This is a genomic window from Providencia sp. UF-224 (assembly GCF_058245955.1).
The window spans coordinates 51234-66523 of record NZ_JBSICC010000021.1; the positions used below are offsets into that span (position 1 = coordinate 51234).

The window sequence follows — 15290 nt, forward strand, 5'->3', positions numbered from 1 at the left end:
AGAAAGAGTAGAACATAATACGAAGGGAGTATATTTACTTATTTTAAATAAATTGAAAGTTGACTTCAATCAATGTTTATAAACTGATGATTTAATTTGGATGTGAATATTATTCATATTGAATATTTAGGCAAAAAAAAAGCCTATCATGGGCTGACAGGCAAAGACTACACACAGCAATTCGGTTATATCATTACGCTTATAAGGGGTCAGCATAGTGATTGGATTCATTTGATTCAATGACAGGATAATAAACTAATTAAATTACCCAATCATTAAGAACACTCTCAATATTAATATTAGCTATTGTTACGTAAAGAGAAATATTCAATGGTTTTATGTTAACATAAATTAAGCTGAATACTAACATTAGAATGTTAAATATTGTTTCTAAATATTAATGAGAATGAACCCGTTAATGAAACAGACATGCATTCAATAAACATATCTGTTTCGGTTAATAAAACTATTTCTTAATCAAGAACTCTTCCTCAAGAAATTTTTCAGTTTCGCTTAAGTCTTCGCTTGGGAGTGCGACTTCGTTCATCCAAGCTTTTAATAAGCTGTATGAAACCGCTAAAACAACAGGGCCAATAAACAGGCCTATCATACCAAATGATAAAATTCCGCCGATGACGCCGACAAGAATAAGTACCATCGGTAAGTCAGCGCCCATCTTAATTAACCATGGTCGTAGTACCCCATCCATAGTCGCAACAACAGCAGCCCAAACAGCCAAGATAATGCCCCACGTAGTGTCGCCAGTCCAAAATAACCATAATACTGAAGGGATCATAATTAATAATGGCCCTAATTGGGCGACGCAGCAGATAAACAGCAATACCGTTAGAATAGCGGCGTAACTAATGCCTGAGAGTGCAAGACCAACGCCACCCACAATCGCTTGGATCAGTGCGGTTACCACCACTCCAAGTGCAACTGCGCGGATGGATTGAGCGGCTAAGACAACAGCCGCATCACCTCGGATCCCCGCTAAGCGAACCGCAAAGTGGCGAATGCCTAGCATCACTGATTCGCCTTTTAGATATAACAGGCCACTGAAGAGAAGCATCAACATTAAGTGGAAAATAAAACGCCCAGCACTAATTGCTTGTGTCGCAAACCAACCAGCTGCCTGCCCAAAATAAGGTTGAATTTTAGCCAGAAGGGCATTGCCGCCACTGGCAACAAGACTATGCCATGCGTAATAAATCTTTTCACCGACCATAGGGATTGTGTTTAGCCACTCTAAATCGGGTAATGTGAGACTAGATGGCGATTTTGCCAGCTCAATGAGCGGGGAGCTATTTTCAATGATGCTGCCGATTAAGATACCCAGGGGGATCACAAACAACAGTAAAATGAGAAGAACCATGACTAAGGCAGCAAGCCATCTTTTATGCCATAGGCGTGCCTCGAGGCGTAATAGTAGCGGCCAAGTCGCAATGACCATCATTCCTGCCCAAACAAAACCAAGAATAAAGGGATTAAGTACCCAAAAGCAGGCCGCTATCATTAAAACGATGGATAGCAGCCCGAAAATAAGTTTGGGAAGATCCAAACGTTTTTGCGATTTTTCCATTAATGATTGATCCTTAACAAATGAAAATTCTGCATGTGTCGGGTTTTTTAAGGCGAAAATAACGTAATTATTTTTCACGGTTAAAAAAAACAATATTGTGATATGGTTCATGATGACAATGTCATCAGCGGCTGTACTGTCTTTACAGGCTGTGAACTCAGCTTTTCATAAACCTAAGACACTATTGTGCAACTTAAAATAAAGATAGTACATAACGAGTAATGCGAACACTAAACAACAAGAGTCATCGTTAATAATGATCCCGCGTATATCAGAAGCACCTCATCTCAGCCAACTCGTCATCACGTTCTTGCATGAGCTACAAGAACACGGTTTTACGGGTGATACTGGCACCAGTTATGCAGAAAGATTATCCATGGCGACAGACAACAGTATTTATCAGTTGTTGCCCCAAGCCGTTGTTTTTCCACGCTCCAGTGCTGACGTGCAAATTATTACACGCGTTGCAGGGCAAGAAAAATACCGTGAGCTCACTTTCACCCCTCGTGGCGGCGGTACGGGAACAAACGGACAATCCTTAACGGAAGGGATTGTGGTGGATATGTCCCGCTATATGAACCGTATTTTAGAAATTAACCCAGAGCAGGGTTGGGTGAAAGTTGAAGCGGGGGTCATAAAAGACCAGCTTAATCAATTTCTAAAACCATACGGCTATTTTTTCTCGCCTGAATTATCGACCAGTAACCGCGCCACATTAGGTGGGATGATTAATACAGATGCGTCGGGCCAAGGCTCTCTGGTGTACGGCAAAACTTCTGACCACGTATTAGGCGTTAAGGCCATGGTATTGGGAGGTGAATGCCTCGATACACGGGCTATGCCTATTGCACTCGCCCAAACGATTGCGTCTGAAGATTCAGTAGTCGGGCGTATCTATAAAACAGTATTAGAGCGCTGCCTTGAGCAACGTCCGTTAATTGAAGCGAAATTTCCCAAGCTTAACCGCTTTTTAACAGGCTATGATTTACGCCATGTGCTTAATGATGAATTAACAGAGTTTGACCTCACGCGTATTTTAACGGGTTCAGAAGGCTCCCTTGCCTTTATCACAGAAGCGACATTGGATATTACGCCTCTCCCTAAAGTACGTCGCTTAGTCAACGTAAAATATGACTCGTTTGAGTCTGCTTTGCGTAATGCGCCTTTTATGGTGCAGGCCAAAGCGTTATCTGTTGAAACGGTTGATTCAAAGGTGCTTAACCTTGCAAAAGAAGACATCGTTTGGCATTCCGTTAAAGCCTTAATTACAGATGTGCCAAATAAAGAAATGTTAGGGTTAAACATCGTTGAATTTAGCGGCGACGATGAAGATGAAATCAATCAATTGACTGAAAGCCTATGCCAACGCTTAGATGAATTAATGTCAAGCAATCAAGCCGGCGTGATTGGCTACCAAACCTGTCATGATCTTGAGGATATCACTCGCATTTATAATATGCGCAAAAAAGCGGTTGGGTTACTGGGGAACAGCAAAGGGGCCGCTAAGCCCATTCCATTTGTTGAAGATACATGTGTTCCACCTGAGCATCTTGCGGATTATATTGTTGAATTCAGGGCGTTGCTGGATAACCATAAACTCAACTATGGTATGTTTGGTCATGTGGATGCAGGGGTTCTACATGTGCGCCCTGCGTTGGATATGTGCGATCCACAGCAAGAAGTATTAATGAAACAAATTTCTGATGAAATTGTTGCATTAACAGCGAAATACGGTGGGCTTCTTTGGGGGGAGCATGGCAAAGGCTTCCGCGCGGAGTATAGCCCTGAGTTCTTTGGTGACGTGCTGTACGGTGAATTACGTAATATTAAAGCGGCATTTGACCCTGACAACCGTTTGAACCCGGGCAAAATATGCCCACCTGCGGGTTTAGATGCGCCAATGAAACAAGTTGATGGCATCAAACGCGGCACTTACGATCGTCAAATCCCTGTGCAGATGCGCCAAGAGTTCCGTGGTGCTATGGATTGTAATGGTAATGGGCTCTGTTTTAACTTTGATGTAAAAAGCCCAATGTGCCCATCGATGAAAATCAGCGGTCAGCGTATTCATTCACCAAAAGGGCGTGCGACGTTAGTGCGTGAATGGCTAAGATTACTTGCAGAGCAAGGTGTGACACCTGAGCACCTTGAGAAAGGTATCACGCAGAGCCAACCATCTTTACGTGGACTGATTGATAAAACACGCAACACGTGGCGAGCTAAGCTAGGGGATTATGACTTCTCCCATGAAGTGAAAGCCTCGATGTCAGGGTGTTTGGCGTGTAAGGCGTGTTCAACGCAGTGCCCAATTAAAATTGATGTGCCATCGTTTAGAGCGAAATTTTTAGCGTTATATCACGGGCGCTATTTGCGCCCAGTTCGTGACCATATCGTCGCGAATGTGGAAGCCAGCGCGCCGTTGCTATCAAAAGTGCCGGGTGTTTTTAACTTTTTCTTGCGTCAAAACATCGTGCAAAAATTAAGTGAACGCACTATTGGTATGGTGGATTTACCGCTGTTTTCGCAACCCACCTTAAAACAAGAGCTTTCAGGCCATGCGGCGGTTGCCGTAACGTTAGAGCAACTTGAAGGAATGAGCGCTGGGCAACGGGAAAACTATGTTTTGGTGGTGCAAGACCCTTTTACCAGTTATTACGATGCAAAAGTGGTTGCGGATTTCGTGCGATTAATCGAAAAATTAGGTTATAAACCTGTTTTACTGCCTTTTTCCCCAAATGGTAAAGCACAACATATTAAAGGTTTTCTGGCTAAATTTGCGAAAACAGCCCGTAAAACGGCAGATTTCTTAAATCGTGTGGCAAAGCTGCAATTGCCAATGGTGGGCGTCGACCCTGCGTTAGTTTTGTGTTATCGCGATGAATATCATGAAATTTTAGGTAAAGACCAGTGCCAATTTACGGTAATGTTGGCGCATGAATGGTTAATTACTTTGCCTGAACCACAAATTGCACAAACAAGTGCAGCACAGCCATGGTACTTTTTCGGGCATTGTACCGAGTCGACAGCACTGCCAAACAGTGCGAATCAATGGGCATCTTTATTTGCTCGCTTTGGTCAGCAGCTTAACAATGTGAGTGTGGGCTGTTGTGGAATGGCAGGGACTTATGGGCACGAGGTTGCAAACTTTGAAAACTCAAAAGGAATTTATAACTTATCTTGGAAAGGGGCGATGTCGTCACTGCCAAAAGAGCGTTGTTTAAGTTCAGGTTACTCTTGCCGCAGCCAAGTAAAACGCATGGAAAATACGTTAATAAAACACCCGATTCAAGCTTTGTTGGAGATTGTTTAATGATTTGGAAACGTCAATTTGATTTAGCACAATTAGCTGAAATGTCAAAAACTTGCATGCTAGGGCACATTGGTATCGAAATCACCAAAGTCGGTGACGATTATATGGAAGGCACGATGCCGGTGGATGAACGAACAAAGCAGCCTTTTGGGTTGCTGCATGGTGGTGCATCCGTGGTATTGGCTGAATCATTAGGATCTATCGCAGGTTATATGTGCACCGAAGGTGAACAGCGTGTGGTCGGTGTTGAAATTAATGCGAACCATGTTCGTGCAGCGCGTTCAGGTATTGTACGTGGCGTTTGCAAGCCCATCCATCTCGGCCGGCGTCAGCAAGTCTGGAACATTGAAATTTTCAATGAGCAAGGCAAGTTGTGTTGCACATCACGTCTGACAACCGCCGTTTTATTTGAATAACTCCTTTCTTTGTCTACCTCGTTTTCGGGAAAATATCTCGAAAACGAGTTGTTGTTTTTATTAATTGCCCCCATCTACATATTCAGATGAATGCATTTTCATTTTTATCAAATAAATTAAGTTGTATAATAAATGCATCTTTATTAATTTGTGTCATTTTTGTGTATTTATTAGTACAAAATTAAATAAAAAATGTAACTCTATTTATTCGTTATTTTTCATTGTTTTAGATGGTTTTCTGGTTGCTTTTGTTCAATAAATGACCTTGGTTTGAGTAAAAAAAGTACTAAAATAGCTATAACCTCTTAAAACAAATGGTTGAAGTAGCATAGGTAATCATTACCATAGGGTAGACAGAGTTAATCTCCTGATAACAGGCTGAAAAGCCATAAGAAATGTGGGGTCAATATGACTGACGGTGTAGAGACATTTTCATTTGATGAAAACAATTGGCAGGGAGTTAGCCTGACACAAAGCGCTGCAAAACAAATCAAAAAATTGATGGTGCAAAACCCAAACACCAAAGGGCTTTCACTCGGCGTTAAACAGTCTGGCTGCGCGGGCTTCGGTTATGTATTTGAAATGATCGAAAACCCAACCGACAACCACCTGTTATTTGAACTCGATGGGGCACACCTTTATGTGCCAAAAGAAGCAATGCCATTTATTGATGGCACAGTCGTTGATTACGTCCAAGAAGGGCTGAATCAAATTTTCAAATTCAATAACCCGAAAGCCCAACATGCCTGTGGGTGTGGTGAAAGCTTCGGCGTTTAACATGTGAAGTCAGATTATGTCACAGAGCAATGTAGAAGTTGGCGATGATGTTCAAAGCTGGCTTGATGACCAGCGTTATAAAGAGGGCTTCTTTACGGAAGTCGCAACAGATGAAATGGCAAAAGGGATCAACGAAGATGTTGTCCGCGCTATTTCAGCGAAACGTAATGAGCCTGAGTGGATGTTACAATTCCGCCTTGATGCCTTTAATCATTGGAAAGGCATGGAAGAGCCACATTGGCTCAAAGCCCAATATCCAAATCTTGATTATCAGGATTACAGCTATTATTCCGCGCCATCTTGTGGCTCGTGTGATGATACCTGTGGTTCACAATCTGGGGCAACCCAAGCAACAGGCGTTGCTGAAACCAATAATTACTTAACGGCGGAAGTCGAAGAAGCGTTTAACCAACTAGGTGTGCCTGTTCGTGAAGGTAAAGCCGTTGCCGTTGATGCCATTTTTGACTCCGTGTCAGTGTCGACCACATACCGTGAAGATCTTGCGAAACACGGCGTGATTTTCTGCTCATTTAGCGAAGCTATCCAAGAATACCCTGAATTGGTTCAGAAATATTTGGGCAGTGTCGTTTCAAGCCACGATAACTTTTTCGCAGCGTTAAATGCGGCGGTCGCTTCTGATGGCACCTTTGTGTACATTCCGAAAGGGGTGCATTGCCCAATGGAGCTTTCCACTTATTTTCGCATTAACGCCGCTAAAACAGGGCAGTTTGAACGCACTATTTTGATTGCGGACGAGGGTAGTTATGTCAGTTATATCGAAGGGTGTTCAGCGCCCGTTCGCGATAGCTACCAGCTACATGCCGCCGTTGTTGAAGTCATTATCCACAAAGATGCTGAGGTTAAATACTCCACTGTCCAAAACTGGTTCTCCGGTGGGGATAGCGAAGAAGGCGGGATCTTAAACTTCGTGACTAAGCGTGCATTGTGTGAAGGCGAAAATTCCAAAATGTCGTGGACGCAGTCTGAAACAGGCTCCGCGATCACGTGGAAATACCCAAGTGTGATCCTTAAAGGGGATAACTCAGTTGGTGAGTTCTTCTCTGTGGCACTGACCAACGGTAACCAGCAAGCAGATACCGGTACTAAGATGATTCATATCGGGAAAAATACCCGTTCAACGATTATCTCAAAAGGGATTTCTGCGGGTAAGAGCCAAAACAGCTACCGTGGTTTAGTCAAAATTCTGCCAAGCGCCCAAAACGCGCGTAACTTCACGCAGTGTGATTCCATGTTAATTGGTACACAGTGTGGCGCGCATACTTTCCCTTATGTGGAAGTTAAAAATAATACGGCACAGCTTGAGCACGAAGCCACAACATCACGTATTGGTGAAGACCAGCTGTTTTACTGCTTACAACGTGGAATTAGTGAAGATGATGCTATCTCCATGATTGTAAATGGTTTCTGTAAAGATGTGTTCTCGGAGCTTCCTTTAGAGTTTGCTGTAGAAGCACAAAAATTGCTGGCGATCAGCTTAGAACATAGCGTTGGCTGATCCTTATCGAGTTTATTTGCGCGTAAGCGCTAAAGGCATGTAAATATGTTAAGTGTTAAAGATTTACACGTGAGTGTAGAAGGTAATGAGATTTTAAAAGGGTTATCTCTGGAAGTGAAGCCAGGGGAAGTTCACGCTATCATGGGCCCAAATGGTTCAGGTAAAAGTACATTATCAGCAACACTTGCGGGTCGCGAAGAATATGAAATTGATAGCGGTTCAGTGACCTTTAAAGGCAAGAATCTATTTGAATTAGATCCAGAAGAACGAGCGGGCGAAGGTGTTTTCTTAGCATTTCAATACCCAGTCGAAATTCCTGGTGTGAGTAATCAATTTTTCTTACAAACAGCGGTTAATGCAGTGCGTGAATATCGTCAGCAAGACGCATTAGACCGCTTTGATTTCCAAGATTTTATTGAAGATAAAATTAAATTGTTGGAAATGCCAGAGGATTTATTAGCACGCTCAGTTAACGTCGGTTTCTCCGGCGGTGAGAAAAAGCGTAATGATATCCTGCAGATGGCAGCGCTAGAACCACAACTTTGCATTCTTGATGAAACAGACTCAGGTCTGGATATTGACGCTCTGAAAATTGTGTCGAACGGTGTGAATTCACTGCGTTCTCCTGAGCGTTCATTCATTATAGTGACACACTATCAACGCATTTTAGATTATGTAAAACCTGACTTTGTCCACGTTTTATATCAAGGGAAAATCATCAAATCAGGTGATTTCAGTTTAGCGAAAAAACTGGAGGAGCAGGGTTATGGCTGGCTTATTGACCAACAGTGAAAGAGCACAAAAGCGTGCTGAAGTTGCTGCGCTCAATGAGCAAGCAATGTCACGCTTTGCAACGCTGTTTGAACAACGCTTAGGCGAAAATTCCCAGCATGCAAAAAACCATTGGGAGCAGGCTAAACAAGTCGGCTTACCTGCATTTCGTCATGAAGATTGGCATTACACGCCACTAAAAAGCGTATTAAATACACATTACCATTTTAGTGATGCAGATGCTGTTGCGAGCGAATGTGAAAAGTTAGCTTTACCGATTGATGCTTATCGTATTGTATTAATTGATGGGCGCTATAGTTCAGCGCTGAGTTCTATTGATGTCGGGCCATTCCAAGTGTCTCTGCTCGATAATCAAGATTTACTGCCTGCGCCTGTCAATAGCGAAATCTTTTTACATTTAACGGAAAGCTTGGCAGTGCAACCGTTAGTTATCCACTTAGCAGCAAATAAAGTAGCAGAAAAACCGTTGTATTTACTGAATATTTCGAGTGGTAAAAATGATGAACAGGCGATGAATATCAGCCAATATCGTTATCATTTAACTTTAGATACCAACAGTAAAGCACAGGTTATTGAGCACTTTGTCAGTTTAAATGGCCAAGCGCACATGACGGGAAGCCGTTTAACCGCCGAAGTGGGTGATAACGCAGACTTTAGCCACTTCAAATTGAATGTGGAAAATTCACAGGCACAACATTTCGCCCATAACGACATTGTGGTTGGCCGTGATAGTCGCGTTAAAAGCACCAGTTTCTTATTAGGTGCTGGCTTAACACGTAACCACACAAGTGCTCGTCTTGATGGTGAAAATACCGAGCTTGAGCTTAACAGTTTACTGTTACCAAAAGACAACGAAATTGCGGATACGCGGACGTATTTAGAGCACAACAACAGTTTCTGTAACAGCCGTCAATTGCATAAAGTGATTGCGATGGACAGCAGTAAAGCGGTGTTTAATGGGATGATCAAAGTAGCCCCAAATGCGCTGAAAACTGATGGCCAAATGACGAACAATACCCTGTTGCTCGGTGATAAAGCTGAAATCGATACGAAGCCACAGCTTGAGATTTATGCAGACGATGTGAAATGTGGTCATGGTGCGACAGTGGGTCGAATCGATGATGAACAATTGTTTTATCTGCGCTCAAGAGGAATTGATGGCAAAGCAGCTAAGCATATGATCATCATCGCGTTTGCCGCAGAATTGACAGAGTCTATTGAGTCGGAAGAGTTAAAGCACGCTGTGATGGCAAACATCCGCCAGCGCTTAGCGGAGGTTTAATCCCATGTCGTTTGATGTTGCGTTAGTCAGGCAGGATTTTCCTGCCTTATCACAATCAGTGAATAACCATCCACTTGTCTATTTAGACAGTGCAGCGAGTGCGCAAAAACCGTTGCAAGTTATCGAGCGCGAGAGTGAATTTACGTTACATCAGTATGCCGCGGTTCACCGTGGCATTCACACACTCAGTGCCAATGCGACAACCATGATGGAAGAAGTGCGCCAAAAGGCGGCGGATTTCATCAATGCAGGTTCAAACGAAGAAATCGTTTTTGTGAAAGGTACCACTGAAGGGATTAACCTCGTTGCGAATAGCTACGGGCGCAAACATCTCTTTGAAGGCGATAATATCGTCATTACTGAGATGGAGCACCATGCCAATATCGTTCCTTGGTTTTTATTAGCCGAAGAAATTGGTTTTGAAGTCCGCGTGATCCCTATCTCAGATGATGGAACATTGCAGCTAGATAAACTCAATGAATTGATCGATACACGAACACGCTTATTGAGTTTTACGCATATTTCGAACGTGCTAGGCACTGTCAATCCAGTCAAAAAGATTATCCAACAAGCACGTGATATTGCTTCGCAAAAAGGCAGTGAGCTGGCAATTTTGGTGGATGGCGCGCAAGGTGCGATGCATCAACAGGTTGATGTACAGGACCTGGACTGCGATTTTTATGTGTTCTCTGGGCACAAATTATACGGGCCAACGGGTATTGGTATTCTGTTCGGCAAAAAGGCTGTCTTAGATGTGATGCCACCATGGGAAGGCGGCGGGGCGATGATCCGCCAAGTTAGCCTAACTAAGGGAATTACCTTTGCAGATGCGCCTTGGCGTTTTGAAGCGGGTACGCCAAATGTGAGTGCAATTATTGGGTTAGGCGCCGCATTTGACTATTTGACTGCATTAAATTTACGCGATGTCTTTGCTTATGAAGCGCAAATCATGGCGTATGCATCGCAAAAGCTTAAAGAGATTCCGTCCATTAGGTTATACGGTAACGACCAACGTGAAGGTGTTTTGGCGTTTAACCTTGGCGAGCACCATGCCTATGACGTTGGGTCTTTTTTGGATAGATATGGCATTGCTATCCGAACAGGGCACCACTGTGCTTTACCTTTGATGGAGCATTACCATGTTCCTGCTATGTGCCGCGCTTCGGTGGGAATTTATACCACTAAAGAAGATATTGATGCGTTATTCAATGCGTTACAGCGCATTAAAAAATTGTTAGGCTAAGCACAAAGAATTAAGTGAATGGTAAAGGAAGTGAGTATGCCTGCATTACCCGATGAAAATAAATTATTACGTAATTTTGCACGTTGCCAAGATTGGGAAGAGCGTTATTTGTATATGATTGAGCTAGGTGGGCGTTTGCCTGAGCTTAATGAAACACAAAAAAGTGATAGCAATCTAATTGCGGGTTGTCAAAGCCAAGTTTGGATTGATATGCAGCTACAGTCTGATGGCACAATTACCTTTGCAGGGGATAGTGATGCTGCAATCGTTAAAGGGTTAGTGGCGATTGTTATTATTCTTTTTCAAGGTAAAACACCGCAGCAAATTTTAGCGTTAGATGTAAAATCCTTTTTTGAGCAATTAGCGTTAGAACAACATTTAACCCCTTCACGAACCCAAGGGTTGAATGCCATGATCCGTACCATCTTAGCCCGTGCAAACGAGTTAGTTTAGTTTTACCGAGGGAGCAACTCCGTTCCCTCATCTCATTTTTTCTCTTAACATCCCACCGAATCTAACATTCATTAAAATGCAACCATCGTATAAAGATTTGCTCAATAATATTAGTTAACTAAAATATTCATTAAGTATTAAAGATATTAAGAATAGTTGCTATTATGAGTAATAATCATTGCGTTATTGTAATTACACTATTTTGGAGTCGGTATGAAAAGAGTTTTAACGGTGGCAAGTTTGTTTGTCATGAGTGCATTATTAGCGCCAGCTCAGGCAAAAGAGTACCCATTACCTGATAGTAACACCCGATTAATCGGGGAAAATTACACCTATATCGTGCCGAATGATGGTCGCCCCCTTGAAGCGATTGCCAGTGAACATGAAATTGGCTTATTAGGGATGCTTGAGGCAAACCCAGGTACTGACCCTTATTTGCCAGAAGCGGGTAAAGCGCTCATTATTCCTGCACAAATGTTGCTGCCATCAACGCCAAGAACAGGCATAGTGATTAATTTGGCCGAGTTACGTTTATATTATTACCCTGCAAACAGCGATAATGTCGTTGTATATCCAATTGGCATTGGCCAATTAGGCCGTGATACACCTGAAATGGTCACATCAGTTAGCCAGTCGATTAAAGACCCAACATGGACACCCACTGCAAATATTCGTAAAAATTATGCAAAAGAAGGGATTACATTACCTGCAGTCGTGCCAGCAGGGCCTGAAAATCCAATGGGGTTGTACGCCTTACGTTTGGCTCACGGTCGTGGTGAATATCTAATTCATGGTACCAATGCGGACTTCGGAATTGGAATGCGCGTAAGTTCTGGTTGTATTCGTTTACGTCCTGATGATATTGAGGCGCTGTTTAAAACGGTTCCAAAAGGAACTCGCGTTCAAGTTATTGACCAAGCAGTAAAATATTCTAAAGAGGCGGATGGGAGTTATTATATTGAAGTGCATCAGCCATTATCTCGCTCAAACAATGATGATCCGCAAACGATGCCAATCAAACTCTCTGACGATTTTAAGCGCTTTCTTGAAAATGAAGGGATAGATAAGGCTTTGGTCCAAAAAGAGCTTGCAAGGCGTTCTGGGATGCCTGTACGTATAAATAATGATCAGGGTACTAATGAGCCAGCGCATGAAAACCAATATGAAGGGTTAACACCGATTGAGCCGTTCACCATTTCACAGCCAGGCCCGATTTATGATGGCAAAATCGGCGCATTACTACCTGCCAAATACCGTTCCTCACTAGCTGTGCAATAACCAGCACAAAAAATAAGGGCCTATTTTCATAGGCCCTCATAAATACTATCAGCTTCTAAAAAAGCATCGTTTCAACTAGATAACGACCAAATCGAACTTATTTTTTGTAAGTACGAACTTGGTTGTCCAGACGTTGGTTAGCACGTGCTGCTTCTTCTTGAGCTGTCTGAACATCAGAACGCAGTGACTGAACGTCGTTGCTCAGTTGATCAACTTTACCATTCAGAGTTTGCACGTCTGAAGAGAGTTTTTGCACGTCAGTGCTGTTAGAACAACCCGCTAGTAATGCTGAAGCTAATACGATAGAGCCCAGTAGAATTTTAGTACGAATCATTATTTTACCCTCTAGATTGATTATCTTGAAAATATAAAGAGCAAGTCACCAAATAATAGAGCCAAGACGATTATCTTTAAGCTTGCTATATCCCTTTAAAACAACCTAATGAAAATTAGGGTATGGCACTTACTAAGTCTTATGCTAGTACTTAATTTAAAGATTTGCTAGAAATACTTTACATTTAGTCGTAGGAAAAAGAAGAAAAATTTAAATTAAGATCAATGAAGGTTGTTATTTGAACAGCTAAAGGACATTTTGTGATATTACACTTAAATAGAGATAGGATATTTGCTAAAGAAATCTAAACGGACAAATAGTTAAGTCAAGATAGCATTTAATGTTAACTAAAAATAGAAAAAGCCGATAGCTGAATTAACCGCTATCGGCTTTTAAGCATTCTATAAAATATTAATTACAGAACGTGAACAGAAGAAGTATTGGTTGTACCACTTTGGACTAATGCACCAGAAACCATAACAACTGCATCGCCTTCAACCGCTAAACCACTTTCTAATGCAGCGCGTTTACCTTCACGGTAGAAGTCATCGGTAGAAGTGAAACCGCCAACAATCATTGGGATCACACCTTTTACTAACAGTAACTGGCGTGCAGTTTCTTCATTTGTGGTTAAGGCCAGGATTGGTGCTGTCGGGAAGTATTTACGAACAGATTTCGCTGATTTACCACCGTAAGTAGCAACAACAATCAGTGGAACGTCTAGTTTTTCAGACATTTCAACTGCACCACGGCATACCGCTTCAGTAACACGTAAGCGCTGGCTTGGTTTTTGGTTGTCGATACGAGTTGGCATCACACGGTCAGTACGCTCACAGATAGTTGCCATGATAGTGACAGCTTCTACGGGATATTTACCTTTCGCACTTTCACCTGACAACATAACTGCGTCAGTACCGTCTAAAATGGCGTTCGCCACGTCACCTGCTTCAGCACGAGTCGGGCGTGGGTTTTTGATCATTGAATCTAACATTTGTGTTGCAGTGATCACGACTTTGCGAGCCTTAACACATTTTTCAATCATCATTTTTTGCGCGAAGATAACTTCTTCGACTGGGATCTCAACACCTAAGTCACCACGAGCAACCATGATGCCGTCAGAGGCTTCTAAGATCTCATCAAAATTGTTTAAACCTTCTTGGTTTTCAATTTTAGAAATAATTTGGATGTTTTCGCCACCGTGTTTTTTCAGGTGAGCACGAATTTCTTCCACATCAGAGCGTTTACGGATGAAAGAAGCGGCAACGAAGTCCACACCTTGCTCACAACCGAAAACTAAGTCTTCTTTGTCTTTTTCTGCTAACGCAGGCAGACCGATAGAAACGCCAGGCAGGTTAACACCTTTTTTCTCACCAAGATCGCCATTGTTTAAGACTTCACAAACCACTTCAGTTGCCGTGACATTGGTGACTTTCATACCAATAAGGCCATCATCAACTAAAACAGTGTTACCGACTTTTAGGTCAGCTGTTAAGCCAGGGTAAGTGACAGCAACTTTGTCTTTATTACCGACAACAGATGTGTCAGTGGTAAACGTAAAGGTTTGACCTGCAACGAGAGAAACATCGTTACCGCCTTCTAATTTCATGGTGCGGATTTCAGGGCCTTTAGTGTCCAGCAGGATAGCTGCTTGTTTACCAGTTTTTGCACAAACAGAGCGAAGATTTTTGATGCGTTGACCATGTTCTTCATAGTCACCGTGGGAGAAGTTCAGACGCATGACGTTCATGCCCGCATCTAACAGTTGGGTCAGTTTTTCTTCAGATTCGGTTTTTGGACCGATAGTACAAACAATTTTGGTTTTTTTCATGGCAGTCTATCTAAGGTTATAAAGGAAATCGGTATTGCCGCCGATGCTTAGTGCGCATGATAAAACTTGTTGCGCAACTCATTTATAAGAATAGGCGACAGTCTGGTGTTAAATTCATATTATCATAAAATTTGTCACAATTTGATTCTAATTATAGTGTAGTCGACAAACTTCATTAAAGCTAACGTACTGATTTATTGTTGGTGAAACCTTTCAGCCAACGGGAGTATTATAGACAACAAAAAACTGTGAGACAAATCAAATTTTACTAAATTGAATGAAGAGATAGCTAAGATCAATTATTCGGTTGATTTTAAGTGAGTTAAATTGTTGCGCAACAAAATAAGGCAAGTTGAAGTGACAATCAAGGAAAATATTGGGATATAAATGAAGATGTTAGAAAATGGTGCGTCCGAGTAGACTCGAACTACCGACCCCCACCATGTCAAGGTGGTGCTCTAACCAACTGAGCTACGGAC

12 protein-coding genes and 1 other RNA gene are annotated in these 15290 nt (G+C 42.3%); 9 read left to right on the top strand and 4 right to left on the bottom strand.

The genetic code is table 11. The features are described 5' to 3' along the window. Positions 1–131 precede the first annotated feature (131 nt). Positions 132–242, bottom strand: an RNA gene (rprA, locus tag AC4IFO_RS17130) — antisense sRNA RprA. A 224-nt stretch (positions 243–466) separates the two neighbouring features. Further along, positions 467–1582, bottom strand: a complete 1116-nt coding sequence (ydiK, locus tag AC4IFO_RS17135; RefSeq protein WP_490736198.1) for an AI-2E family transporter YdiK — start codon at positions 1580–1582, stop codon at positions 467–469. A gap of 256 nt (positions 1583–1838) precedes the next feature. On the opposite strand from ydiK, the gene ydiJ reads away from it, so the two are divergent. From ydiJ to AC4IFO_RS17180, 9 genes are all read left to right on the top strand, one after another. Then, positions 1839–4892: a D-2-hydroxyglutarate dehydrogenase YdiJ gene (ydiJ, locus tag AC4IFO_RS17140; protein WP_490736200.1), complete on the top strand. Its 3054-nt coding sequence runs from the start codon at positions 1839–1841 to the stop codon at positions 4890–4892. Further along, entirely contained in the window at positions 4892–5308 is a 417-nt protein-coding gene (gene menI, locus AC4IFO_RS17145) for a 1,4-dihydroxy-2-naphthoyl-CoA hydrolase (protein WP_490736202.1), read from the top strand. The genes ydiJ and menI overlap by 1 nt, the downstream gene beginning before the upstream one ends. Positions 5309–5716: 408 nt before the next feature. Further along, positions 5717–6085 (top strand): Fe-S cluster assembly scaffold SufA, encoded by a 369-nt coding sequence (gene sufA / locus AC4IFO_RS17150; protein WP_047757040.1) that lies wholly within the window; start codon positions 5717–5719, stop codon positions 6083–6085. A gap of 16 nt (positions 6086–6101) precedes the next feature. Continuing rightward, entirely contained in the window at positions 6102–7601 is a 1500-nt protein-coding gene (gene sufB / locus AC4IFO_RS17155; protein WP_219248685.1) for a Fe-S cluster assembly protein SufB, read from the top strand. Between the two features lie 45 nt (positions 7602–7646). Continuing rightward, entirely contained in the window at positions 7647–8393 is a 747-nt protein-coding gene (gene sufC / locus AC4IFO_RS17160; protein WP_219248684.1) for a Fe-S cluster assembly ATPase SufC, read from the top strand. Further along, positions 8368–9675 carry a Fe-S cluster assembly protein SufD gene (gene sufD / locus AC4IFO_RS17165; protein ID WP_490736205.1) on the top strand — a complete coding sequence of 436 codons (1308 nt, stop codon included), beginning with the start codon at positions 8368–8370 and terminating at the stop codon, positions 9673–9675. Before sufC ends, sufD begins: the two co-directional genes overlap by 26 nt. A 4-nt stretch (positions 9676–9679) precedes the next feature. Next, entirely contained in the window at positions 9680–10918 is a 1239-nt protein-coding gene (gene sufS, locus AC4IFO_RS17170) for a cysteine desulfurase SufS (protein ID WP_490736207.1), read from the top strand. Positions 10919–10954: 36 nt separating this feature from the next. Then, the gene (gene sufE, locus AC4IFO_RS17175; RefSeq protein WP_219248681.1) at positions 10955–11371 is read left to right on the top strand and encodes a cysteine desulfuration protein SufE; all 417 of its coding nucleotides are present in this window, start codon (positions 10955–10957) and stop codon (positions 11369–11371) included. 213 nt (positions 11372–11584) lie between these two features. Then, on the top strand, positions 11585–12649 hold the full coding sequence (locus AC4IFO_RS17180; RefSeq protein WP_490736209.1) for a L,D-transpeptidase family protein: 1065 nt from the start codon (positions 11585–11587) through the stop codon (positions 12647–12649). Between the two features lie 97 nt (positions 12650–12746). Here AC4IFO_RS17180 and AC4IFO_RS17185 read toward each other — a convergent pair whose 3' ends face one another. Then, a complete protein-coding gene (locus AC4IFO_RS17185) occupies positions 12747–12983 on the bottom strand; it encodes a major outer membrane lipoprotein (protein WP_353242221.1) in 237 nt (78 codons plus the stop codon). A 415-nt stretch (positions 12984–13398) separates the two neighbouring features. Continuing rightward, complete coding sequence (gene pykF / locus AC4IFO_RS17190) at positions 13399–14811, bottom strand: pyruvate kinase PykF (RefSeq protein ID WP_490736211.1); 1413 nt, start codon at positions 14809–14811, stop codon at positions 13399–13401. Positions 14812–15290 lie beyond the last annotated feature (479 nt).